The organism is Comamonas sp. A23 (assembly GCF_004522605.1).
Classification (GTDB): Bacteria; Pseudomonadota; Gammaproteobacteria; order Burkholderiales; family Burkholderiaceae_C; genus Comamonas; species Comamonas thiooxydans.
In genome coordinates, this window is sequence record NZ_RSDT01000021.1 from 1 (window position 1) to 22,586 (window position 22,586).

Here is a 22,586-nt window from a genome sequence, read left to right on the forward strand (position 1 = left end):
CCTGGCCCTGCCCGGTGATCCCCTTCGCCGTGAACGTGGTGCAGTATCCCGTGCCCACCGGCCAGCGCTGCTTCAACCTGGGCCGCGCCATCCGCAAGGCCGTGGAGAGCTACGACCAGGACATCAACGTGCATATCTGGGGCACGGGCGGCATGAGCCACCAGTTGCAGGGTGCGCGCGCGGGCCTGATCAACAAGGAATGGGACAACCAGTTCCTGGACCTGCTGGTCGAGAACCCGCATGGGCTGGCGCAGATGCCGCATATCGACTATGTGCGCGAAGCCGGCTCGGAAGGCATCGAGCTGGTGATGTGGCTGATCGCGCGCGGTGCCATGTCCGATGTAGACGGCCCCGCACCGCTGCCCAAGGTGGCGCACCGCTTCTACCATGTGCCCGCATCGGACACGGCCGTCGGCCATCTGATTTTGGAGGATGCAGCATGAGCAGACCCTGCATCGTATTTTTGCCCGGCTTGCTTTGTGACGAGGTGGTATGGCATGAGCAGAGAAAGGCGCTTTCCTTCGCGGACAGCATCATTCCATCTTATGAGCATGCGGCTTCCATTGAAGACATGGCCCATCTGGTGCTGAGCGAAGTAGGTGCACAGCGCTTTTCCTTGGCCGGGCATTCCATGGGGGGGCGTGTGGCACTGGAGATCGCGAGGATGGCTCCACAGCGCGTAGAGCGTCTGGCTTTGCTGGACACCGGCATGGAGCCCATCGCGACTGGTGAGGCCGGTGCCAGCGAGCGTGCCAAACGGATGGCTTTGCTGCGCAAGGCGCGTGATCACGGCATGCGCGAGATGGGCGCCCAATGGGCGCGAGGCATGGTACATCCCGGTCGTCTTGACACTCCGCTGTTCGAGGAAGTCCTGGACATGGTCGCGCGCTTCACTCCGGCAATCTTTTCCGCACAGATTGATGCTCTGCTGGGGCGGCCCGACGCCACAGCGGTCTTGCAGTCGCTCAATTGTCCAACCTTGTTGGTCTGCGGGCGGCAAGACCTTTGGAGTCCTTTGTCCCGTCACGAACGCATGCAGGAGTTATGTCCTAGAGCAGAGTTGGTGGTGATCGAGGATAGCGGTCACATGAGTACCATGGAGCAGCCTGAACAGGTGTCCAAAGCCCTGGCCGACTGGATGCTTCGCTAGGCGAACGAGCTATCCGGGCATGTCCGCCATGGTCTGGCGGCAGGCCCGTATGAACAGTTCCAGATTCTGTGAGGCGGTTCCCTGCGCACGTATCGCAAGGCCTATGCCTCGGCGAGTGGAGGGCAGTTCCACGGGCAAGATAGACAGCAAGCCGCCATGGTTGTCCCGCATGGCCTGTCCACGCGAGGCAAGGGCAAGCCTGCCGGTCTGCAGCACGAAGGCCAGCGTCATGGTCGGGCTGCTCGCTCGGAGATTGCTGCGCGGCGGCTCCAGGCCGTGCGAGCGGAATAGCTTGACCATTGCACTGTCTGCTGGTGTGTTGGGCAATGGCGTAACCCACTGCCATTGCAGAAGCTCCTTCAGTGTCAGGTGCTTACGCTGTAGGCTGTCGTGATTGCTGGGTGCGACTACAACCAGGTCGTCGTCGAACATTTGAAGCTGCTGCACCTCATCCCCCGGCACCTGTGCACGCAGTGCGCCGGCAATGACATCAATATCTGCACTCATAAGGCCTTGCATCAGGCTTTCGTAGGTGCCGTCAACAATGCTGATCTCAATGTCGGGGTGACTTGCGGAGAGCATGTCTACGGCACTTGGCAAAAAGATGCCGACGGACAGCGGCAATACCCCGACCACCACACGCCCCTTGATCTGACCATGCCAGGCCGAGATATCGCTTTCCATATCCCTGATTTCCGCCAAAGCCAATTTGACACGCCGCAGCAGAGCTTCTCCCGACGGTGTGAGCCGAGTTCCGAAGGTGAGCTTGTAAAACAGCTGCAGGCCCAGGCTGGCCTCCAGGCCTTGAAGCGCGGCATGTATGGATGGCTGTGTGACGCCTATCTCCTGCGCCGCGAGGGACTCGCTGCCGCATCGGGCGATAGCCAGCAGGGCTCGTAAATGCCCAGGAGGCACCACCTCTGCGAAGCGGTGAGGCAATGAAGAACGCCGCGTTGTGAGGGTGGATGCGGCCTGAGCTTCGGCGGCTCCGCTGCCAAGATGCTGGAGCATTGTCTCGATACGTGCAGCTAGTTGGTTTCCCAGTGCGGTCGGCATCATGCCACGTGCACCGCGAATGAAAAGCGGAAGCCTGCAAGCGTCCTCAAGCTGCAGCACTGATCTTGCAACAGCTGGCTGGGATAGGTGCATCGCCTGCGCTGCGCGAATGGTGCTACCTTGACGCACGACAGTCAGTGCGGCTCGCATGGATCGCAACTGGCTGGCCAAATCCGGGAAATGCGATGACTCATGCGTGATGACGCTGGGCGGTGATAGAGATGGAAGGTTCATGGCTCGTCTAGATTAACGTAACGACAGTCTTTGGCGTCATTGCCTCATAAGTAAAACGCATTGATTGAATGGATGGTGGCATTGGCTCTAAATGCTGGCTCGTGGAATCCTTGGACATCAAATAAAAACGGCATAACTCAAGTGGCCGATCCGAGGAGACATGTGATGAACAACGACCTGCAACAGCAGCTGAACCAACAGGCTTGCATTGATCTGGTTTTACGTGCAGCGGCCTATGCCGACGCTGGAGATGCCCTGCGCTTCTCACAGTTGTTTGCCGAAGATGCCGTGTTGCAGCGTCCTAATGGTGAACCATTGGAGGGTCGCAGTGCCATTGCGGCTGCCTATCAGAAGCGACCAACCGGCCGCATGTCACGACATTTGCTCACCAATATCCTGGTCGAAATGCATGGCGCGGACACCGCAAGCGCGCATAGCCAGGTGCTGCTTTGGTCTTGCGATGACTCGGAGCCAGTGACAGTGCATGGTCGTAAGGCTCATGCTCGACAACTGCTGGGCGAATTCAACGACCACTTTTGCCGCACTGCCGAAGGCCATTGGTTGATTGCTCGGCGCGAGGCGCGCTTTGTCATGTTCTGCGATAGTCCCGCCGCCTGAACGGGGCGAGCACTCCCATTCCCCAAGCGTCTGTAGCTAGCACTCTCAAACGGGTGTGGCGTTGCGGCGTGCTGATTTCTATTACTACATCAACAGGAGACAAAAACATGAAACGTAATTTCAGCCCGGTGTTGTTAGCTTCGCTATCGTTGGCTGCAGCCATGGGTGCGCGGGCACAGACCGCTTCTTCGGTCACGCTATATGGGCACCTGGATACCGGAATTGAGCACCTAAGCAATGTGCAGGGCGGAGGCTCGTTGATGAGAATGCCTGGGTTGACTGGTACGGCGCCTTCGCGTTGGGGCGTTCGCGGCAAGGAGGATCTGGGCGGCGGCCTGAATGCCGAATTTGCACTTGAGTCCGGATTCGGCGTGGATTCCGGAACCCTCAATCAGGGTGGTCGTGGCTTCGGGCGTCAAGCCTGGGTCGGCTTGAGTGGAGGCTGGGGGAGTGCATCGGTGGGACGGAACTACACCATGCTGTACTGGGCGCTGTTCGATGCCGATCTGCTGGGGCCAAATGCCTTCGGACTCAGCAGCCTGGACAGCTACATACCCAATACACGTACCGATAATTCGCTGGCCTATCGCGGCCGCTTTGGAGCCTGGAGTCTGGGGGGCTCCTACAGTTTCGGACGTGATACGGTCAATGCCGGTCCTAGTCCATCAGGGGCCAATTGCGCAGGGGAATCAAGCACGGACAGGCAGGCTTGCCGCCAGTGGTCTGCCATGCTCAAGTACGACACTGCTCCTTGGGGAGCTGCGATAGCTGTTGACGAGATGCGCGGCGGTACAGGCGCTTTTGCGGGGCTGGTGCGTTCGGACATGAAGGACCGGCGCATCATGCTCAATGGCTATGCCTCGTTGACTCCTTCGCTCAAATTTGGGGCTGGCGTGATCCGCCGTGACAACGACGCGGCTGCAGCCGCATCGCTTACCAATGGCGCGACTCGACGCAGCAACCTAGCTTGGGTGGGACTTTCCTGGAGTCCGTCTACAGCCGTTACCGTAGACGGGCAAATACAGCAGCTGCGCTATTCGCAGGGTGGCGATCATTCGACACTGGCTGCATTGCGCGGTACCTACAAGTTCTCCAAGCGAACGGCTGCGTATGCCCAGGTCGCGCACATAAACAATGGAAAGCGTTTGGCCATTTCCGTCAGCTCAGCTGCTGTGGGAGGCAACCCGCTCGCGGGAGATTCTCAAACCGGGGTGATGCTGGGTCTGAGGCATTCGTTCTAAGAACTCTCGAAAAAAAAGGACACACCCCATGGAACGAGCCAAAACTATTCCGTCTTTTAAAGCACCAGCCGGCTTCTACTTTGCTCCAGTCGCCCTTGCCGCAAGCTTATTAGTGTCAGCATGCGGTGGAGACGATGGCAGTGCAGACTTTACCTCTCCACAGGTCGTTCGTGATGCCGCCAATGCTTGTGTTGCGCTGCAGAGTGCTCAAGTTGATGCAGCAAGTATTGCGGAACCGACCAAAGGCGCTGTTGTCACCAAAGCTACGTACCGTACCGCGATGGCCGCAGTTCCTAATGCGGCTGGAACGGCAATGGTTGCAGCAACGCCAGACTATTGCGAATTGCTGATTGACATTCGTCCTGTAGACGCTTCGGCACCGTTGATCAAGTCCCAAGTCAATCTTCCCACCTCATGGAACGGAAAGAGCGTGCAAATGGGCGGTGGTGGACTCAACGGGACCTTGGTGACTGGTCTTGGTCCAGGCCGTGCAGATGGCCCCGAGACGCCGCTGCCGCTTACAAGGGGCTATATGACTCTTGGCACAGATTCAGGGCACCAAGTTTCAGCCGGCGTGGATGCCGGAGCCTTCGCTCTTAATGATGAAGCGCTGACAAACTATGCGTATGCCGCGTACAAAAAGACGCGTGATGTAGGTGTGCAGATGTCGGAAAAATTCTACGGACGCCGAGCGCTCAAGGCTTATTACATCGGAGGTTCTGAAGGCGGCCGCGAAGGCATGCTGATGGCTCAGCGATATCCAGCAGATTTTGATGGGATCGTCGTCGTAGACCCTGTGATTCGGCTTATGGGCCTTTGGCAGTTCCAGTTGAGCATGGGCCAAGTTCAGAGCCAGCCAGGAGCTTGGCTGGGGGGCAAAGTACAACTTGTTCATGACACGGTCCGAAAGGCCTGTGATGCTATTGACGGCATCGAGGATCAGGTCGTGAGCAATTACAAGGCCTGTCAGCCCCTTGCGGAGGAGGCGATTGCCGCTCTCCGTTGCCCCAGCGGTAATGATGATGGGGGCTCATGCTTTTCAGATGCACAGCTAGCGACCCTGCGCTGGGTATATGGAGGCCAACGGTATTCCTTCGCGCTGGCTAATCAACTGCAATCCTATCCAGGTTACTTGTACGGTAGTGAAGGTGTTGATGGCGCTTTCGAACGCTGGGTGACAGGAACGGTTGCACCCAGCTCAAATCCCGATGCAACTGGGGGAGGGCGTAGCTATTCCGTAGGCGGTAGCTTGGTTCGTTACTTCGTCACAAAAGATGCGAAATACAACCCACTGGATTTCAAGTCAGAGGAGCATGTGGCTCGACTGCAGCAGCTATCGCAATGGATGGATATGACAGACCCTGATCTCAGTGCGTTCTATGCACGAGGAGGTAAGTTGATCTTGCGCGAGAACCTGTCGGACAAAGGCAATAGCCCTCAAACTGGTATCGATTATTACGATGCTGTGGTGGCAAAAATGGGGAAGCAGAAGGTCGATGAGTTTTTCATGGCTTATTCCGTGCCCGGTTTGCCCCATACATCAACTGGATTGCCAGCAGGATCTGCCAATGCTCCGACTTACGGGACACCCGGTGCAATCGATTTCGTTGGGCTTATTGATGATTGGGTGGCAAATGGCAAGAAGCCGGCTAACGAACTGCTTCTTACTAGTCGTAAGCCATTGCCGCCGTTTGAACTTGTAGCAGCGAAACCTATGTGCCGATTTGGTTCGTATCCACATTACATTGGCGCAGCGCCTCAAGGCGGTGCACTGGCGACTAACTATGTTTGTCGAGCAATGTGAGTAGCTTCTGCTCGCTGGACCTTCTCCATAGGGCCTGTTGATATTGATGTCCCAACCTCAGAAGGCATCACAATAACGCCCTGATGCAATATTTTTGACGGATAAGCAATGGGCTCGATTGAGCCCATTGTGCTTTTGGCAAAGTTGGCGACAGGGGCTGCAGCGTTGTAAATAGCAGCCTTTTCGTCGACGCAGTGTGCTGAAAGACGTGCGCAAGCATTACGCATTGAGACTGGGGGCAAACCACATTGTTGATGTGTTCCGGAGATCGCCCCAGCATGTGGATGCTGGCCACGTGCATGATTTGCCGAACTTTCCGCGCGCGCTTTGGCTACCGCTGATCTGCTGCCGACAGCCCCGGAGTGCATCCACAAGAAAATTGTTATGAACATCCGCTCTGGATCGATAGGACCAGTTCGACCCAGGTAAAAGCGGTCACCCGAAATTCGTGACAATTCACCGACGGCTTTTAGGTTTGGAGTGGACCTACGAGGAAGTTACGCTCCAAAGACTGCTTTAGGCACTTGCAGTCATTGGAATCTTTGAGTTGAGCGACTGTAGACAGCCTCAACCTGCCGTTGGCGGCCTCGCGCCAGACGACCGCTCATGGCCGAGCTCCGTCGGTCACGACCAGCAGCCTGGTCAGCCACAACCAGCACAGGCGGTCAGTTTGACCGGAATACGCAGCCATGACTGCCGGTGCCGCCGTGCCTGTCGCAGACCATCAGACCACGGGGCATCGCCAGCCAGATTGCAAGGCGAGGAGTCGAGAGCCGCGAAAAGTCAGGCAAGTATCGATGAAGGCGCGACGGTGTTTGAGCGTTGCAGAGCGGCCGGCTCAATCCATTCCGTTTGCCGGCATATGGAACTTGCTGGCGAAGATAGCGTTCTGGCTGCTGCCAGCTTCAGTCGCCTTTGCGTGGAGGGCTCAGCGCTCTATCTGGCTACCTGGCCGGGACAAAAAAGGGCGGGAACCACTTCCCGCCCTTTGGGCCTGTTGGACGTCTGTTATGAGGCGTCAGCCTTGGGGCCCCTGGCCCGTACATCGCTTGCTGCAATGGAGCGGGGGTCCTTGCGCTCGGGAGAGGGCGGGATGGGTGTCGAGCAGGTAAGCGCGTGGCGCTGGTAGTTCTCGCCTTCGACCTTTGGCGGCAGCGTATAGGCAACGCGGCATGTGGCCTTGTCCCAGCGTACGTCCAGCTCGCCGTGTTCGCGGTCTGTGGGCAGCAGGGTCAGGGCACGGCCGCGCGGGTCGGTAATCCCCAGCCTTGTCCCGTCCAGTTCATCGACAGTCGCGCCAAAGGGCAGGGGCTGGCCGTCGGTCCCGCGCAATTCGAACTGCACGCGGCGCCCGGTCACTGCCGTGAACCTGGCCAGCCCGGCTGCGCCCCGTGTAGGCACCACCATCTGTGTGCCGTTGGTGATATCGACGTCCTTGGAGAGCCCCTGTGTCCTGAGCGTCACCCAGTTGCCGCGGAAAGGGGTAGCGCTGGGGATGACTGCATAGCCATTGCGTCCTGTCTCGACGCCGGAGAAGCTCGAGATTGCCACGCCCGGCACCGGGGGCTCGATCTTGGCGAGCATGAAGGTTTCGCCCAAGCCCTGGCCGAGGTTGACGCCGCCTGCGTGGGCCACGACGGACCCCGATGCCGAGAAATTGCTCGCACGGTAGCGGTCGCCATGGGTGTAGCTGGCATTGAGGCGGCCGAATGAGGTTGCGGTGCCCACGCCGATCGAGGCGTCGCGCTGGCCGTCCGCATCCCTGTTGCCAGCCACGGTGTAGCTGACATTGCGTTCGAAGGGCAGTGTGCCGGAGACGCCGGCCTGCGCACTTGTACCGGCACGTTGCCGACTCAGTGTAGAGAAGGCGTGCGTGGAGTTGCCCGGGCCGCCCAGGGGCATGCTGAGCGTGAGCATCAAGGTGTTGTCATGACGAGGGGCGTGAGCGTTGGCCCATGACGAGTTCAGGTTTCGTGATTGCGTGAACGAGATGTTGTAGTTCAGCTTGCCGATCGTATTGCTGTACGCCAGCGACACGCTGCGCGAAGCGGTTCCATTCCAGTTCTTGCCATAGGACCCGTTCAGATAGACATAGCCGCGGCCGACAGGTTGAGAGAGGTAGCCGTCCAGGCGTTGGCGGCTGCCTTGCCCCAGGCTCCAGTGCTGGCCAGGCCGCGAGCCGGCCAGCGCGCCGTTTCGCTCGACGTGATCGGAGAGCGTGCGAAACCCTTCGCGCAAGCCATGCTGCACATTGAAGGAGACATGGGAGCCGGTCGTCTCGACAAATCTTGCATAGCGAAAGTTGAGACGGTCCCCGCTTGCGGACAAGCCGCCGGCGTTGCTGCGCGAGTGGATGGCATCCAGGGAGACCGCGCCAAGCGGCGTGTTCAGGCCCGCACCCAGCGAATACGACAAATAGCCGGGCGAGGCCTGCAGACCGGCAGCCAGGCTGGTGTTGGCCGTCAAGCCGTAGATCATCGATCCGCTGACAAAACCAGGCCGCTCCTGCTGGCGGCGATCCAGGCGCACCTGGCCGGCAGCAATGTCGTACTTGATCCGGCCTTCGCGGACCATCAGCGGAGGGCTGGCGAATGCCTGCCGAAATATGCGCCGGGCTCCGCTGGCCTCGATGACTGCGATCTCCAGGTCTCCGTTGGTGCCGGAGGGCTGCAAGTCAGTGATTGCAAACGGGCCGGGGGCAACGGTCGTCGTGTAGATCAGATAGCCTTTCTGGCGGACCTCCACGGTCGCGTTGCTTTCCGCCGTGCCGCGGATCACCGGCGCGTAGCCTCGCTCCTCGTCAGGTCGCATGGCCTCATCGGAGGCCAGTTGCATGCCGAGAAAGCGCACGCTGTCGAACAACGGCGAATAGGTGTATGTCTCTCCCACGACCATTTGGCTTTTGAGGGTGTTGAAGCCGCGCTGCAGATAGGTGTTCTGGCTCCTGAATTCCGTCGGCCGACGGCTTCCGGAAGTCAGGTATGAGTCGTTGCGCAAGCGCCATTCACCCAGGTTGACCCCTGAACGGACGCTGGCGCTGAGATCGTTCCGGGAGTCGCCGTGCTGCAACTCGCTGCGGCGTGCATTGAGGCTGTAGTTGAGAAAGGCGACGTCGGCGCCGGTCTCCCACAGGGAGGGGTCGATATAGCCACGACGCAGCGATGTCATGTAGATCTGCGGCACGCTCACGTTCAGGCGCAGGCTTGCCATATCGTATGCAGCGCTTGCGTCCGGTATGACTTCCTGCAGGCGCAGACAGCTGGCGCCTGGCTCCAGCGGGCTGGGGAGCTTGGCCAGATCAACCCCGCCTTGTTCCAGCATGGCCACGGTAATGCACGGTTCGATTTCGTCGCTTTTGGGGTTGAGCGAGAACTCGACATCCAGCCGGCCGACAAGCATCTGGTTGATATAGAAGTCGACGCGTTGAAAGCCCGGTGGAACGCCAGAGCCGGCCAGCAGTGTCCTGATGTCGGTGGTGGACGTCATTCCGTAGAGGAAGGCGGTGTTGTAGCCGACGACGACCGGGGCGTCCAGCGCAGCAACCTGTACCGCTTGCGGTTTTTTGAGGGGCGCCGCAGCCCCGCCTGGTGCCTGGTGCACGGCTTCCTGTTCTGCCCACGCTGCTGCACCAACGGCCTGAGATGCGCACAGCACGCCAGCCAGCCAGCGGCGAAGAACAGGGTGAGGAGAGAGGTCGTCGCGACGAAGTTCGTGATTGTTCGGCATAGGTGGGCGAGCAAATTGGCGGGCGGCTCCAAAAAACAGGGCGCAAGAAAGCCCCATCCGCTGATGTGCAGCGGAATGCTTGTCCGAACCCGGGGATGTGGAAGGCAGGGCGCAGAAGAGGGCGCCCTGCCGCTACTGGTCTGCCTTGACTGCTGAAGAAGGCCTTGCGGACTCCTCGGACGGTTGAACGTCAAAGGCGTCAACGCCACCGAAGTCATTGATGATCTTGACGGTGATGCTTGCATTGGGCGCAACGCCGTCGACGCTATGCAAGCGCGTTTCGCCCGGAGCGATCATGGCGGGCGAAGGCAGTTCCTTGCCGCCAGCAATGCCCAAGTAGGCAAACGACACGTGGTACATGCTGGGGTTGGTTATCTTGAGCGCCTGCTTTCCTCCTGCGTCCTGGACAAGGGCCCAGCGCAAGGAGCCTGGCGCATCGGCTACGGCGCCCACGATTCCGGTCGGGCGGAAAAATACCTTGATCCGCTGCCGAAGCGCGATCTGGAGCTGGTTCTTGCCGGTCGTTGCCTGCGGGATTTCCTGCACGTTCAACCACATGACCGACTCGCGGTCGCCGGGAAGGCCGGTGTTGCCTCCGGCATAGAGCACGCGCATGAGCTGCTGACCGGGCGCAGCAACCTTGGCAAGCGGCGGTGTGACGGCGAAGGGAAGGTTGTCGGCAGCATCGGGCGTATTCGAATCCAGCCATGCCTGGACAAGAGTCGGGGTGCCGCTATTGCGTACCGTGATGGAGGCCTCTTGCTTGCCCTCTTGCACAATGACCCGGGTGGCACTCAGTGATATTGATGCTTGTGCGCAAGTTCCGTAGAGCATGCTCACTGCCGCAAAGCCGCCGACAAAGACGCGTTGGAATTGGGCGAAAGATGTCATTGCAATCTCTTTTTTTGAGCCGCGGCCCGGCCGGCTCACCGGCTTGCCGCGGCATTCCGATATTTACTCGTACTTCAGGACGTAGTTGACCGTTGCGTTGGCGGGACCCACCTTGACGTCGGCCAGTTGCTTGCCCGCAACACGGGTGTAGTAGGCCTTCAGGGGGATGCGGAACTTGCCGTCGACCGCAGGGCTGGCAGCCACATCGGCGGAGCCGGTGGTGAAGTCCAGCGACTTGCCGTCGCGCGTCAGCATGATCTGGACGTTCTCAGCACCGCCTTCCACGGCGATACCCTGGCCGGAGACGGCAGACGGGGTGATCGTCATCGACACCTTGGTGCCGGTGGCGCACTGCACGTCCAGATCCAGTTCCTTCGCCTGAGCGGTCAGGGCGGTGCCGGACGTAGCAGGCGCGGCCTCGGTGCCCAGCGCGGAGGAGGAGACCTCGTCCAGGTTCACGGTCAGGGTCTTGCCGGCGACCGTACCGCTGGGGCTGGTCAGCTGGCATGCATCTGCATTGATCACGCCGGTGAACTTGATAATGCCTTTGGCTCCGTCAGCCGGGGCGGCTTGAGCAATGCTCGCAGCACCGAATGCAGACAGGACGGCCAGGCTCATAACGAGTTTTTTCATAAATGACTCTTTGATTGAAGATTGAGAAAGTGTTTCCGGGCGTTGGAGTGCGGGTGCGGAAACTCCCTCAAATCGAATGCAAATGCATTGCGATTTGCTTGCGCACCTTTTGTTGAGGTGCCTGGCAAGGATATGAAAATGGGAGGCTGGAAAGTCTCAGAAAATTCTCAAAGTCGCCTTGTGCGATCTTGAAATTCGGAGCTTTCGGGGGGAGACCGGGCGCAATATTTGTCAAGAGTTTTCTGGCTGCTGCCCGCAACCCGACAGTTGTAGATTTTTAACTATTGCGTTTCGGGAATATCTTTTCTAATCAGTCTTGATTAGCTTCAAGAGGTCGTGCAGCGCACTCCTGAAAGTTAATGCCGTCTTGAGACACATCTCGATAAGCCGGGATTTTGGCGGGCAAAATCGAGGCCGAATTGAGAGAAGCATGACGAAACTACGAATAGTCCTGGCAGATGATCACCCGCTGGTGCTGATGGGGCTTGGCGACCTGCTCAAGCAAAATATCCATCTCACGCTGACCGCCACTGCCAGCTCTTCGACGGAGCTTGTGGCGGAGCTGACGAAGTCTCTTCCCGACATCGTCATCGTTGACTATCACATGCCTGATCCGCAGTACGGCGACGGCATCAAGTTCATCGGCTATCTGCTGCGCCAGTTCGAGGGCCTGAAGGTCATCGTGCTGACGATGCTGTCGAACCCGATGATCGTGAAGGCGCTCTACGAGGCCGGCGTCAAGGGCGTGGTCTTCAAGCAGGACGACCCCACCGAGGTCTTCAAGGCCATACGGCTGGTGTCGCTGGGCAACACCTACACCCCGCCATCCTTCCTGGAGACCAACGTTTCGCTTCAGCATCAGATGTTGCAGGAGCGCTTCAAGTCGTTGACTCCGCGCGAGTTCGAAGTCCTGCGCTACTACGTGCGGGGAGGCAGCCTTGCCGAGATTGCCGAACGTCTGAACCGCAGCATCAAGACGGTCAGCTCGCAGAAGATGACCGCGATGCGCAAGCTCGAGGCGAAGTCCAATCAGGAGCTGATGGCGTTTTGCCTGAATAGCGGCGTGTTTCATCAATGAGATGAGATCGCTTGCCCTGGTGCCCCCGATCGAGCATGACGTGGGCACGACTCTGAGTGCTGCTCCAGCGCCGGCGCCGGATCTCTGTCGACGACAAGACGCCTTCCGCAGGCCTGCATAGGGCTTTCAAGGGGCCTCTTTTCATGGTGTGCGGAGAGCTTTCCGATGATGGCGTTCTGCGCTGCCCGCTCAATTCAGGCTTCACTGGCAAAGGCTGGTCGGTTCAGACCGCCATCGCATCAATACCTGTGTGCCTCCACCATGACGGGGTTGGATGTGAAGGTCGCCGCCGATGTTTCGCATTCGATGAAACATGTTGATGACGCCTTGCCCGGATTTGCCGGGGTTGTTGAGCACGGCCCGAAGATCGAAGCCCGTGCCGTTGTCTTCTATGCTCAGATACCAGTCCCAGCCGAAGCTCTGCAGATCGCCTTGTTGATAGGGCTCCAGGGTCAGCCACATCTCGGTTGCATGGGCGTGCTCGATGGCATTGCTTATGCCGGCCTGAACGACGGCCAGGATTTCATGCGCAACGCGGTCTCTGGGAAGCTGCAGCGTCGTCTGCTGGCCGACCCCGAGCTCAGGGTCGGTCAACTGCCAGTGCAGTACAAGGCCTTTTCTTTGAAGCGCGGGCTCCAGCCGGTAGCGCAATCGCGCCAGGCGCATGGCCAGGTTGTCGGATTGCGCATCCATGGAGTCGACGATCAGGCGCAGGTCCAGCAGCGATTGCTCAAGGACTTTTCTGGCAGGGCCATCTTCAACCGAGGGCTGTGAGTTCATCAGGTTCAAGGCCTCTACCAACTGGCTGCCCAGGGTGTCGTGCAGGTCTGACGCGATGCGCTTGCGCTCTTCCTGGACTTCTTTTGAGGGTTGGGCACTGGCGCGCAGCCTGGCCTTGATGAGACGATAGATTCGAGGAATGTAGCGAAGCGAGATAAACAATCCGCTCAAAGCCACCAAAATACTGAAGACAAAAAACCAATTCTGATCCCGCAGTGGTGTGAGAAAACACCAGCTCAGTATGGTAATGGTCTGAAGGAAAATGGTTGTTGCCCTCCAACCGATATTTCTCAGTGATTCCATACGCTTGCCATCTCGGGCTGTAGATATAGAAAATGCCTTCAAATTTATATCAACCCACGCAAAGAGGCGGCTTTCACGGCATGAGCTCTTGTCTTGGCTTGCAACTTTCGGTACATGTTCTTTACATGCGTGGATACGGTCAATGTGCTTATCTTGAGCTGCGTGGATATTTCAGGGGAGCTGTAGCCGCAGGCAATGAGTTTCAGTATTTCTATTTCTCGCTCAGAAAGTTTCTCTTCCTTGGTGAGGCTTGACGCCGGAACGACATAAGTCTGTGATCTGCTGACCAGCGACAGGATTTTCTTGGCAAGAGATGGAGTAATGGATGCACCGCCATTGGCAACTTGCAATACAGCTTGTGCGTAGTCGCCAAACCAGGAGTTTTTCAGCAAATAGCCTACAGCACCTTTCTCGAAAGCCTGAAAGACCTTTTCATCTCTTTCAGTTACCGAGACGATAATGCTTTGCACATGCGGGTGTGTTCCTTGGACAAGTTCAAGCAAATCCAGACCTTCGCCGTCGCCCAGGTTGAGATCAATCAGCAGAACGTCGAAGTCGTGCTGCTGAATGCTCTTGCGTGCCTCACGCAAGCTGCAGGCGTGCCCAACCAGAAGGGTTCTTGAGTCGCCCATCAGATCCTGGGCAATCACTCTGCGGATATGGCTGTCGTCGTCCACCAGAAAGACGCGAACGGGCTGCTCTCGCTGGCCCACCATGTGCCCGGGCCACATCGAGTGGCTAAGCGATGGAGGCGGGTCATTGTGATTGCTAAACAAGGGCGGGCAAGATGAAGTCTGGACGGCTGGCATAGATGGCTCCCGACGAAAAGACCAGGGGGCTTGAATACTCTAGGAAACTAATTAGTGCTCATTGGGAAATCCATAGAAAATGTCAAATAATGTCAATTTTTACTGAATTTACAAAATGAATCCTGGGAAATGGGTAGCTGCTTGAGGTTGTGTTTGCTGAGTCATGTTGTTGGCGTAATTAATTGACTTAACTATGTTGATTTAATTTTTAAATTTATATGAAATTGAAATAAATCGTCGTAAATTTTGTGCTATTTGCATTGTTGTCTTGGCTATCGATGGTATATTTAAGTCATTAATTGAGCGTATTTGCTTGGTGATGTTTCTTGGAAAATAAGTTGAGTATTTTTTGAGATGAAATATCTCAATTGATATTTGATAAGCCGAATTTTTATTCTTTAGCGATTGGAAGGAAAGAGGGTAGATAATTCTCAGACCTTCCATTTCGAGGAATCAATGCTGGAAATAATCTGGTTTTGAGCGATTGGACGATATTCACGGTTTGAGGGTTGCCGTTTCGAATCATTGCCGTTGCATGTCGGGTCTATTGGCGAAATACCTTCAGTAGCTTGGGAAATTGCCATTCAACAATGGTATGAATAATCGCTGATTGCCGTGGCGGTTATTGCATCGCCCGGTATTGCTTTGGAGCCGCGAACACAACTCTTGATACGTCGTTGCTTCGCCTTGTCGTACTGCTGTACTGCCTGCAGCTTCGCGCGGCGGGTGATTCAATTCGAGCAGCCTGCAGGGGCAGCAGGGGCAGCAGGGGCAGCAGGGGCAGCAGGGGCAGCAGGGGCAGCAGGGGCAGCAGGGGCAGCAGGGGCAGCAGGGGCAGCAGGGGCAGCAGGGTCTCTGCTTGCGGCCTTACTGGGCCGCTTCTGCGCGAATCCAGTCCAGGAAGGCGCGCACTTCGGGGCGGTCAGCCGCACCAGGGCGGGTCACGGCGTAGTAGGCGAATCTTGCCGGCCAGGGTTTGTCCAGCACCTGAACGAGTCGGCCTGTCGCGATTTCTTCCTGGGCATATGCCTGCGGCACCAGCGCCAGGCCCTGTCCAGCTTCCGCCGCGCGGATGAGAAGGAAGTCGTCTTCAAATGCGCTGCCGCGCTGCGCACGCGCGTCGTCGGCCACCCCGTGCGCCTTGAGCCAGAGCGGCCAATCTGCGCGGTCTCCGTCGTGTAGCAGGGGATAGTCAAGGCAATCGCCTGCCTCATTGATCACCGCTCCCTGGCAGGTCTTCAAAAACTCGGGTGAAGCGACAGGCGTCAGAACCGGCGCCATGAGGCAGGTGACCTCAAGCCCAGGATAGTCGCCCAGCCCATGGCGCAAGGCAACATCCACGCGGTCACGTCGCAGGTCTACCAGCTCCGACGTTGCTTCCACGCGGATTTCGATGTCGGGGTGCAATTGCTTGAAGCGCCCAAGCCGAGGTACCAGCCACGATGCCGCAAACGTTGCGACGGTGCTGACCGTCAGGCTGCGCTCTCCCTTGCTGCGTTCCAGGGCATGCATCGCCTGGTCAATCTGAAGAAACGCTTCATGCAGCCTGGGGTACACGCTCGCACCTGCCTCGGTCAGCCGCATGCCAAGGCGTTCACGTTCGAGCAAGACAACTCCCAGGCGGTCTTCCAGCACGCGGATTTGCTGGCTTACGGCGCCGGGGGTGACGTGCAGGGCCTGCGCTGCGGCCTTGACGCTTTTGCGCTGCCCCACCTCTACGAATGTGCGCAATGCCTGCAAGGGATAGCTCATATCTACTTTAGATTTTCTAAATTCATTGGGAAGAAATGATCGCTTTATTTGAGGCTGTCTTCATCTGAAAATTTGTGATGCCGGCGATTCCAATGGTTTTAGATTATCTACAAATTCAATGTTGCATCTCTACTCCGACAGCTCCCCCAATGGCTTCAAAGCGACGATCGCGCTTGAAGAGCTTTCTCTGCCTTACCAGCTGCACCATGTGCGCATCGATGAAGGCGAGCACCGTCAATCCGCCTTTCTTGCGCTGAACCCCCACGGCCGTATTCCGGTACTCGAGGACAGCGAGACCGGTGTCGTGCTGTTCGAGTCGGCGGCGATTCTTCTGTATCTGGCCGACAGGACCGGAAAGCTGTTGCCGGCAGATCCGCGAGCCCGCTGGGAGGCGATCAAGTGGCTGCAGCTCCATGCATCCAGCGTGGGGCCGCTGCTGGGCCAGCGCGTGCACTTCGAGCTGTTTGCGGATGAACCCATTGCGCCGGCAATCGAGCGTTACCGGCGCCTGACGCAGGAGGCGTTCACGGTGCTCGATCAAGCGCTGGCGGGCCGTCCGTATCTGGCCGGCGACGACTACTCGATTGCAGACATTGCCCATTTCGGCTGGATGCACATCGCGCGAATCATCCACTTTGATTTCAGTCAACACCGCCATCTCAGTGCATGGCACGAGCGGGTTGCGGCTCGAGCGGCTGTACGCAAAGGCATCACGCTGCCCGCACCGGCAACCGGTGCATGAATGAAGATCTCGCGAGTCCAAAAATGAAAGCATCCAAACTCTCTGAACGCACGGGCGGCTCCTCTTACGCCGCGTTTTTCGGACACCCCGGCTATCGGCGCATGTTTTCGCCGGACAGGTTGACGCTGGGCATTTTTCTGCCGCTGCGCAGCTACAGAGGCGATATGTCGGTGCTGCGCGGCCAGTCGGACCTGGTCGCCGAGATCGATAGGTACGGCTTTGCAGCGGTGTGGGTGCGTGATGTGCCTTTGCTCGATCCATTGTTTGGAGATGCAGGGCAGGTGTTCGATCCTTTCACCTATCTGTCCTACCTGGCGGCCCGAACCAGGAAGGTGGCCTTGGCAACGGGCAGCGCCGTCATCTCCTTGCGTCACCCGATTGATCTGGCCAAGGCCGCCACGACCATTGACCAGCTTTCCGGTGGCCGTCTGGTGATGGGGGTGGCCTCTGGCGACAGGCCGATGGAATTTCCGGCCTACGGGCTGGAGCACAGTGCCCGGGCAGAGCGCTTTTCCCAGGCGCTCTCCTATATACGCCAGCTCATGCATGCCGGTCATCTGGACATCGACTCGCCGCTGGGACGTTTTGAAGGTGCCGAGTTCCTGCCCAAGCCTGTAGCCGCAAGCATTCCGATGATGGTGACAGGCTCGTCCGGGCAGTCACTGGAGTGGATTGCCGAGCATGCGGATGGATGGCTGACCTATCCCAATGCAACCCATACCCCTAGAGGGCCCCAGCACCTTGCGGAGAAGATTCGGGCCTGGCGTGAACTTGTCCCCGGAGGGGCGTTCAGACCGCATATGACGAACGAGTGGATCGATCTGGTGGATGATCCCGGCTATCCTCGGACCCCCTTGCACAGCGGCTATGTTCTGCGCACCGGGCGAAAAGGGCTGATGGCCTTGCTTGAAGAGTGGCAGGCGGCAGGGGTGAACCATGCCGCGCTTGGCATTCAGCTTTCACAGCGCCCGCCAGCCGAGGTGCTGGAGGAGTTGGCCAGAGAGGTGCTGCCGCACTTTCCCTCGCACGAAGGACCGTCGGCGGCGTCCGCCGTCTGGTGAGAAACACAGAACCGGCTCGGGAATGACCAAGCCCGAGCAACCATGGATAAGAGAGCCCCAATGCCGAGTGCAGTGAAAATTCGCCCCCTGGAAATGAGTGATCGAACGCCATGGTGCGATCTCTATCGCCAGTACGCACATTTCTACCAGTCGCCCATGACCGATGCGATCCTGGATCGAAGCTGGTCGTGGCTGATGGATCCGCGCCACCCGATGGAAGGGCTGGTCGCAGAATCGGAGGAGCGCCATTTGCTGGGATTGGCGCATTTTCGTGCATGCCCTGACCCGTTGATCGCGCAGGACGTCGGGTTTCTCGACGACCTGTTTGTGGCTCAAGACCGGCGTGGCTCAGGCATAGGCCGCAGCTTGATCATGGGCGTGGCTGCCAAAGCCCAGGAACGTGGCTGGCCCGTGGTGCGCTGGATTACCGCTGGCAGCAATGCCCAGGCGCGCCAGCTCTACGACAAGCTTGCGTCGGCGACCGATTGGGTCACTTACGACCTCGATGTGCAGCGATAGTGAGCATATTCGACGGTCTGGTCCGGGCCTGACTGCGGCTGTCGCAGTCAGGCACCGAACCGACATCCGGGCGGCAACAAGGTGGTCATTGAAATGCCGGGCTGAAGCAGGGCAGTGGAGATGAACCCGTGTCAGAGCTCCTGTGAGGTCGCGATCGCCTTGAGGAATGTCGAGGCCTCTGAAGGCTCGGAAAATTCAATCCATTGCAGATGCGCGAACTCGCCATGCTCGCGCAGAGCGGCGAACTTTGACTGGTTTTTTGCATAGGTGGATAGCGACCAGAGAAGTACTGAGTCTTTCGAGAAAAACGCCATCCGCAGTGACTCCCGGTTCCCGTGCGACAGACGCTTACGGGTGATGCCATGGCCAAGAGTGCGCCGGAGCAGGCGAGAAAATACGGTGAAGCGACCGTAGTTGAGCCAAACGACATGTGTAGCTCGTGACCAAAGCAGGTCTCGAACAGCACTGTAGTTCCCGTCGGCTACCCAGCATGCTCCCTGAGTAGCTTCAACAACTGAATGCCTGAACTGCTCGGGTGGCACCGCTTGCCAGTCTGGCCCCCAGTAGTGCGAATCCAGTTCGATATATGAGGCCTGGATCTTGCGCGCCAGTTTTTTTGCAAAGGTGGATTTGCCCGAGCCACTGGTGCCGATCACTAGATAGCGCATCTGAGTCCTGTGTTGCCAAGATCGGTTAACACGGCCCGACAAACCGAAGGCTTGCGCTTGAGACGAGACGCGAAGGCGAGGGCTGTGCAGAAGTACGACAAGGCGGCGCAACGACGTATCAAGGGTTGTTAGCTGCTCTCAATGACTGCCAGCCATGCTGACCATAGGTGAGGGAAACGATGAATTTCAATGTACGCGAATCACGCAGCGATGTCGCTGCTGGCCAGGCTGTGGCTGCTGCAAATCGCTCACTGTTTCCGGCTGGGTTCTAGTCTGGCGACTGCTTCTGGCTGGTGGGTGAGTGTCTTGGAACGATCTAATGCGGCATTTCAAGATTTGACAGTCGAGGAGCGCTTTGCAGCGATTGCCGTCATTGATACAGCAAAGTCCACCAACCACCTCATGACACACCTCGGCCCCTCGAGCCTGCGAGCAGGATCTCTGCGGCGCGCGCGCTCATACCTTGGCGAGGAAGGCCGCCGCATCACCCGCTTCACACTTCCAGTCTGCGAAGACCCCAACCAGATTGCATTCCACGCAGTGGCAAGCGATGTAGTACCAGCGCACGTCATGTGTGCCCTCGTACACGGAGACGCCGGACACCAGCTCAAACACCTCGTTCTCGCACACGCACTCGTGCGCCTCGGGGGCGGCCTCATCAACGTAGTCCGCGCTGTCGCCCATCAGGTGCTTCTGCCCGCAGTCGCTGCAGGTGCGGATTGCCACGCCGGCTTCTTCATCGGTCTGCAGCGCAAAAGTCCGGCATCCGCAATTGCATTTGGACGAGGCAAACCGGACGGCCTCATGGCGATTCGCAACGCTGTAGCTGCGCAGCTCGGCTTGGGTGTCGCCGGACGTCGTCCCGTACATGAAATCGCCCTTCTTCGTCAGTGCCATTGATGTTGTTCCATTCTTCAAAAGGTGGGCTTCCTGGCAGACCTGACGCCAGGCTTGCCCCGATCATCTGGATTTTGCCTGAAGGCACAGTGAATCGTCGTCAAGGGCTCGGGTCGGAGTGGTCTCCGACAAGGGCTGCGGAAATCCTTGAATGTCGATTCTTGGAGATTGCAGCCAGAGTCCATCAAGTTCAGCGGTTGATCGCCGCCGACATTCAGTGTTGAAACCCCTACGTAGGCTCTCAGCTTGAAGCAGTCGGCCAAGCAGCCTTCGCGAACGGCTGCTCCTGGCCGACTGACGACGGCCCGCACTCGTTGACTGCCTGTCCTGAACCGGACGCTCAAGATGCAGCCCCGAAGCTCAGCTTTGCGGTGCTGCGCTCACCAGCAGCTAGGCCCGGCTTCGGCCATGAGCCGCCACTGATGAAATCAAGAAGCAGACATTCAACGCCTCATTCAAGCCGAGCCGCAAAGCGGCTTCGGCTTGAATGAATTGTTAGATCTGGCCTAGTAAATAACCAAATCTTGATTTGGAAGAATGCCGCATGGCCAGAACCCGGCGATGTAAAGCGTCACCACCTTGACCCAGAAGCCGGGCTGCTCTAGCAGTAGCTCGCGGGCCGCCATGCGTGCGGCGAATTGAGCGCCGGCAAGAGCAGCTTGTGCGTAGTCATCAGGGCCCTCGATAAGCACCGGATAGCTTTCGACTGATCGCTGCCCCGCCAATACGGCTTTTACAAGAGACATCTCGGCAGCCCGGCGCTCGGGTCCGAGGCCGGCTGCATCTAGTTGATCTAGCTGCTTAAGGCCGTAAATAGGGTCTGGCTGGTCGCGACTGGTTGGCAGCCAATCCCAGCCAATAGCCAACTGGAGCCGTATAGCGCCCGGCTCACTGCGGAATTGGCCACACGCCGAGAACAGCTGAGCTGATCGCAGTCCGTCTTCGAGTTCTGAGAGAGTCATTGCAAGGTCTAACGCCCTAGTTAACCGGCGCCGGAGCACGAAGTGCGGAGGATACCGCGGCAGGCCATGAGAATGCCGAAGGCATGGCCTGCCGTGGCGTCCGCGTTGAATGACCAGTTCGGCTGGGAGCAGATGCTCTTCTGTTACTTAGGCGCATTCGCTAAATGCCCTCACTTGTTGCCAGACGTTTTCAAACTCCTGGTGAGCATTGAAAGGTATTCAGGTTCAGAAATGTTCAAAGGCCGATCTGCGAGAAACCCGAATGAATTGTTAGAGTGCATCTCTAGAAAGACAGAATGAAGGGGACTTTTGCAGCATGTCCACGCTCGATAACACTTGTGAAGATTGGCAATGCCCATTCAGCGGCCTCTTGAAAGGCAATCGAATCCTTCTTTCTATCGACAGGGAGAGAGAGCTCTTCATCCCATATCAGAGGTCGACCTTTGAGCTCGTTGAGTTCTCGAAGAAGTCGACCCGTTGAACCAATCATGATTTCACCATCCGTGAGCGCAGGAAACTTAAAGAGGAACTCGAAATCACCAGGAAGCCAGACACCACCTTGAAGAATGGATCTGAAATGGAGGTTTTTATCGTCTTCTAGGATGCTTGCCATGGCTGTTCCACTCGCGTAGCTTTCAGGAAGAAGATAGGGGACGGAGAGGTTCGGCCTCTCCAAATGAGCTGCCCACTGTTGAATGGCCGAGTAGCCTTCCCAAGATGGACGGTTTGTATAGTACGGTTGAGTGTCTTCTTCGGACCACTCGATAGGGCCTAGGCCATGTGGTGCGAGTGCGGCATTGATGCCGCTTTTCCATGCATCTACAGCCGCTAGAACATCTTCTTTGCGAGGAGGGCCTTGATCTTCCCCTGCATAAATCATCCTGTATTCATTGCCGTCCATTCGAGCTTGAGCTTGAATGACGTTTTCCCATTCTCTGGTATGGAAGCGAACGAAAGTTCCTGCGTAAATATCAAATGCCATGAGTTCATCTTAAAGCCTGAATTAGGCCGAATGGCGGAGTGCAAACACAACAAGCCCTAGAACAACAGTATCCCAAGACCGGCAGCATCTATGGATAGTTTTGGCCGTTACCGTCGCCCATGTTTTCCATTTAACGGAACCGTCAGCATCACTGAATGCCATGGGCTTGGGCAAGCGATGGACCGCTTTGCGGTTGAAGGGTGACTGTCTCCTCTGGGTCGGCAGCACCAGTTCGCAGTTCACGAGAGCTGTCGTTCAATTGTCTTGTGCACTGCGTCCAGCCAGTTTCCGGTTTGAGGCGCACAGCGGACGTCTGGCCAGGTAGCAGGCCAACGTCTGGTATCTGAGGTAGCGGCCACAGACTTGCCAAATCTCAGCGGCTGTAGCCGGCCTGAAGCCGACTTCTGACTCCTGGGTCGGCTTTGCAGCGATTGCTGCCGCTCATGGCCTCATCGTGAGTTTTCGGTCACAGCCACATAGCGGTCATCCGAGCACCGAGGTTCGATCCGGCCCAGCGACGGGTTTCAGCTGGAAGTCGGCGGTGTCGTGCCGCAGTGCACTTTCCTTGTGCCTCACGCCAATCCATCGTTGCCGCAAAAGATCGACCGGCCCTATGTCTTGCTTTTCTGCGAGTGGGTGTCCTTTGGGAACAGTTAATGGGGCCTCCACCAAAGTGCAGT

General features: G+C 57.9%; 19 protein-coding genes and 1 pseudogene. 9 read left to right on the forward strand and 11 right to left on the reverse strand.

Annotated features, from left to right (window positions below):
• Both EIC84_RS24750 and EIC84_RS24755 read left to right on the forward strand, forming a co-directional pair.
• Positions 1 to 443 (forward strand): annotated as a pseudogene (locus tag EIC84_RS24750) (protocatechuate 3,4-dioxygenase); the annotation flags it as partial.
• Entirely contained in the window at positions 440 to 1,150 is a 711-nt protein-coding gene (locus EIC84_RS24755) for an alpha/beta fold hydrolase (RefSeq protein WP_003070722.1), read from the forward strand. The pseudogene EIC84_RS24750 and the gene EIC84_RS24755, both read left to right, overlap by 4 nt.
• A gap of 9 nt (positions 1,151 to 1,159) precedes the next feature.
• Here the strand turns inward: EIC84_RS24755 and EIC84_RS24760 are convergent, their stop codons facing one another.
• Positions 1,160 to 2,440 carry a LysR family transcriptional regulator gene (locus tag EIC84_RS24760; protein WP_034363439.1) on the reverse strand — a complete coding sequence of 427 codons (1,281 nt, stop codon included), beginning with the start codon at positions 2,438 to 2,440 and terminating at the stop codon, positions 1,160 to 1,162.
• A gap of 165 nt (positions 2,441 to 2,605) precedes the next feature.
• Between EIC84_RS24760 and EIC84_RS24765 the strand changes: the two genes are divergently transcribed.
• The 3 genes from EIC84_RS24765 (at position 2,606) to EIC84_RS24775 (ending at position 6,103) form a co-directional block, all read left to right on the forward strand.
• On the forward strand, positions 2,606 to 3,058 hold the full coding sequence (locus EIC84_RS24765; RefSeq protein WP_003070726.1) for a nuclear transport factor 2 family protein: 453 nt from the start codon (positions 2,606 to 2,608) through the stop codon (positions 3,056 to 3,058).
• A gap of 107 nt (positions 3,059 to 3,165) precedes the next feature.
• Positions 3,166 to 4,299 carry a porin gene (locus EIC84_RS24770; protein ID WP_003070728.1) on the forward strand — a complete coding sequence of 378 codons (1,134 nt, stop codon included), beginning with the start codon at positions 3,166 to 3,168 and terminating at the stop codon, positions 4,297 to 4,299.
• Between the two features lie 28 nt (positions 4,300 to 4,327).
• On the forward strand, positions 4,328 to 6,103 hold the full coding sequence (locus tag EIC84_RS24775) for a tannase/feruloyl esterase family alpha/beta hydrolase (RefSeq protein WP_080554261.1): 1,776 nt from the start codon (positions 4,328 to 4,330) through the stop codon (positions 6,101 to 6,103).
• A gap of 1,008 nt (positions 6,104 to 7,111) precedes the next feature.
• Here the strand turns inward: EIC84_RS24775 and EIC84_RS24780 are convergent.
• The 3 genes from EIC84_RS24780 to EIC84_RS24790 all read right to left on the reverse strand — a co-directional run bounded on the left by EIC84_RS24780 (position 7,112) and on the right by EIC84_RS24790 (position 11,353).
• Positions 7,112 to 9,829: a fimbria/pilus outer membrane usher protein gene (locus EIC84_RS24780; protein ID WP_134737351.1), complete on the reverse strand. Its 2,718-nt coding sequence runs from the start codon at positions 9,827 to 9,829 to the stop codon at positions 7,112 to 7,114.
• A 132-nt stretch (positions 9,830 to 9,961) separates the two neighbouring features.
• Positions 9,962 to 10,720 carry a molecular chaperone gene (locus tag EIC84_RS24785; protein WP_003070734.1) on the reverse strand — a complete coding sequence of 253 codons (759 nt, stop codon included), beginning with the start codon at positions 10,718 to 10,720 and terminating at the stop codon, positions 9,962 to 9,964.
• Positions 10,721 to 10,783: 63 nt separating this feature from the next.
• The gene (locus tag EIC84_RS24790) at positions 10,784 to 11,353 is read right to left on the reverse strand and encodes a fimbrial protein (protein ID WP_100086441.1); all 570 of its coding nucleotides are present in this window, start codon (positions 11,351 to 11,353) and stop codon (positions 10,784 to 10,786) included.
• 430 nt (positions 11,354 to 11,783) lie between these two features.
• On the opposite strand from EIC84_RS24790, the gene EIC84_RS24795 reads away from it, so the two are divergent.
• Positions 11,784 to 12,431 carry a response regulator transcription factor gene (locus EIC84_RS24795; protein ID WP_034363443.1) on the forward strand — a complete coding sequence of 216 codons (648 nt, stop codon included), beginning with the start codon at positions 11,784 to 11,786 and terminating at the stop codon, positions 12,429 to 12,431.
• A gap of 201 nt (positions 12,432 to 12,632) precedes the next feature.
• On the opposite strand, the gene EIC84_RS24800 is transcribed toward EIC84_RS24795, so the two are convergent.
• The 3 genes from EIC84_RS24800 to EIC84_RS24815 all read right to left on the reverse strand — a co-directional run bounded on the left by EIC84_RS24800 (position 12,633) and on the right by EIC84_RS24815 (position 16,075).
• Complete coding sequence (locus EIC84_RS24800) at positions 12,633 to 13,514, reverse strand: sensor histidine kinase (RefSeq protein ID WP_050789019.1); 882 nt, start codon at positions 13,512 to 13,514, stop codon at positions 12,633 to 12,635.
• A gap of 44 nt (positions 13,515 to 13,558) precedes the next feature.
• A complete protein-coding gene (locus tag EIC84_RS24805) occupies positions 13,559 to 14,230 on the reverse strand; it encodes a response regulator transcription factor (protein WP_003070742.1) in 672 nt (223 codons plus the stop codon).
• A gap of 960 nt (positions 14,231 to 15,190) precedes the next feature.
• Positions 15,191 to 16,075: a LysR substrate-binding domain-containing protein gene (locus EIC84_RS24815; protein ID WP_003070745.1), complete on the reverse strand. Its 885-nt coding sequence runs from the start codon at positions 16,073 to 16,075 to the stop codon at positions 15,191 to 15,193.
• Positions 16,076 to 16,193: 118 nt separating this feature from the next.
• Between EIC84_RS24815 and EIC84_RS24820 the strand changes: the two genes are divergently transcribed.
• From EIC84_RS24820 to EIC84_RS24830, 3 genes are all read left to right on the forward strand, one after another.
• Complete coding sequence (locus EIC84_RS24820) at positions 16,194 to 16,817, forward strand: glutathione S-transferase family protein (RefSeq protein ID WP_003070746.1); 624 nt, start codon at positions 16,194 to 16,196, stop codon at positions 16,815 to 16,817.
• Positions 16,818 to 16,840: 23 nt separating this feature from the next.
• On the forward strand, positions 16,841 to 17,878 hold the full coding sequence (locus EIC84_RS24825; RefSeq protein WP_003070748.1) for an LLM class oxidoreductase: 1,038 nt from the start codon (positions 16,841 to 16,843) through the stop codon (positions 17,876 to 17,878).
• 93 nt (positions 17,879 to 17,971) lie between these two features.
• Positions 17,972 to 18,397 carry a GNAT family N-acetyltransferase gene (locus EIC84_RS24830; protein ID WP_223305750.1) on the forward strand — a complete coding sequence of 142 codons (426 nt, stop codon included), beginning with the start codon at positions 17,972 to 17,974 and terminating at the stop codon, positions 18,395 to 18,397.
• A gap of 131 nt (positions 18,398 to 18,528) precedes the next feature.
• On the opposite strand, the gene EIC84_RS24835 is transcribed toward EIC84_RS24830, so the two are convergent.
• The 4 genes from EIC84_RS24835 to EIC84_RS24850 form a co-directional block, all read right to left on the reverse strand.
• Positions 18,529 to 19,065 carry an AAA family ATPase gene (locus tag EIC84_RS24835; RefSeq protein ID WP_003070027.1) on the reverse strand — a complete coding sequence of 179 codons (537 nt, stop codon included), beginning with the start codon at positions 19,063 to 19,065 and terminating at the stop codon, positions 18,529 to 18,531.
• A gap of 456 nt (positions 19,066 to 19,521) precedes the next feature.
• Complete coding sequence (locus tag EIC84_RS24840; protein ID WP_003070025.1) at positions 19,522 to 19,962, reverse strand: hypothetical protein; 441 nt, start codon at positions 19,960 to 19,962, stop codon at positions 19,522 to 19,524.
• 506 nt (positions 19,963 to 20,468) lie between these two features.
• Positions 20,469 to 20,924 (reverse strand): hypothetical protein, encoded by a 456-nt coding sequence (locus tag EIC84_RS24845; protein WP_003070023.1) that lies wholly within the window; start codon positions 20,922 to 20,924, stop codon positions 20,469 to 20,471.
• A 283-nt stretch (positions 20,925 to 21,207) separates the two neighbouring features.
• Positions 21,208 to 21,906: a hypothetical protein gene (locus EIC84_RS24850; RefSeq protein ID WP_003070020.1), complete on the reverse strand. Its 699-nt coding sequence runs from the start codon at positions 21,904 to 21,906 to the stop codon at positions 21,208 to 21,210.
• Between the last annotated feature and the right edge of the window lie 680 nt (positions 21,907 to 22,586).

What these genes read in the sequence shown, in the direction of transcription:
- EIC84_RS24755 (WP_003070722.1), top strand. Translation starts at nt 440, where the DNA reads ATGAGCAGACCCTGCATCGTATTTTTGCCCGGCTTGCTTTGTGACGAG.
- EIC84_RS24790 (WP_100086441.1), bottom strand. Translation starts at nt 11,353, where the DNA reads ATGAAAAAACTCGTTATGAGCCTGGCCGTCCTGTCTGCATTCGGTGCT.
- EIC84_RS24835 (WP_003070027.1), bottom strand. Translation starts at nt 19,065, where the DNA reads ATGCGCTATCTAGTGATCGGCACCAGTGGCTCGGGCAAATCCACCTTT.
- EIC84_RS24850 (WP_003070020.1), bottom strand. Translation starts at nt 21,906, where the DNA reads ATGGCATTTGATATTTACGCAGGAACTTTCGTTCGCTTCCATACCAGA.
- EIC84_RS24800 (WP_050789019.1), bottom strand. Translation starts at nt 13,514, where the DNA reads ATGGAATCACTGAGAAATATCGGTTGGAGGGCAACAACCATTTTCCTT.
- EIC84_RS24820 (WP_003070746.1), top strand. Translation starts at nt 16,194, where the DNA reads ATGTTGCATCTCTACTCCGACAGCTCCCCCAATGGCTTCAAAGCGACG.
- EIC84_RS24780 (WP_134737351.1), bottom strand. Translation starts at nt 9,829, where the DNA reads ATGCCGAACAATCACGAACTTCGTCGCGACGACCTCTCTCCTCACCCT.
- EIC84_RS24795 (WP_034363443.1), top strand. Translation starts at nt 11,784, where the DNA reads ATGACGAAACTACGAATAGTCCTGGCAGATGATCACCCGCTGGTGCTG.
- EIC84_RS24830 (WP_223305750.1), top strand. Translation starts at nt 17,972, where the DNA reads ATGAGTGATCGAACGCCATGGTGCGATCTCTATCGCCAGTACGCACAT.
- EIC84_RS24840 (WP_003070025.1), bottom strand. Translation starts at nt 19,962, where the DNA reads ATGGCACTGACGAAGAAGGGCGATTTCATGTACGGGACGACGTCCGGC.
- EIC84_RS24765 (WP_003070726.1), top strand. Translation starts at nt 2,606, where the DNA reads ATGAACAACGACCTGCAACAGCAGCTGAACCAACAGGCTTGCATTGAT.
- EIC84_RS24760 (WP_034363439.1), bottom strand. Translation starts at nt 2,440, where the DNA reads ATGAACCTTCCATCTCTATCACCGCCCAGCGTCATCACGCATGAGTCA.
- EIC84_RS24770 (WP_003070728.1), top strand. Translation starts at nt 3,166, where the DNA reads ATGAAACGTAATTTCAGCCCGGTGTTGTTAGCTTCGCTATCGTTGGCT.
- EIC84_RS24775 (WP_080554261.1), top strand. Translation starts at nt 4,328, where the DNA reads ATGGAACGAGCCAAAACTATTCCGTCTTTTAAAGCACCAGCCGGCTTC.
- EIC84_RS24825 (WP_003070748.1), top strand. Translation starts at nt 16,841, where the DNA reads ATGAAAGCATCCAAACTCTCTGAACGCACGGGCGGCTCCTCTTACGCC.
- EIC84_RS24845 (WP_003070023.1), bottom strand. Translation starts at nt 20,924, where the DNA reads ATGACTCTCTCAGAACTCGAAGACGGACTGCGATCAGCTCAGCTGTTC.
- EIC84_RS24815 (WP_003070745.1), bottom strand. Translation starts at nt 16,075, where the DNA reads ATGAGCTATCCCTTGCAGGCATTGCGCACATTCGTAGAGGTGGGGCAG.
- EIC84_RS24805 (WP_003070742.1), bottom strand. Translation starts at nt 14,230, where the DNA reads ATGGTGGGCCAGCGAGAGCAGCCCGTTCGCGTCTTTCTGGTGGACGAC.
- EIC84_RS24785 (WP_003070734.1), bottom strand. Translation starts at nt 10,720, where the DNA reads ATGACATCTTTCGCCCAATTCCAACGCGTCTTTGTCGGCGGCTTTGCG.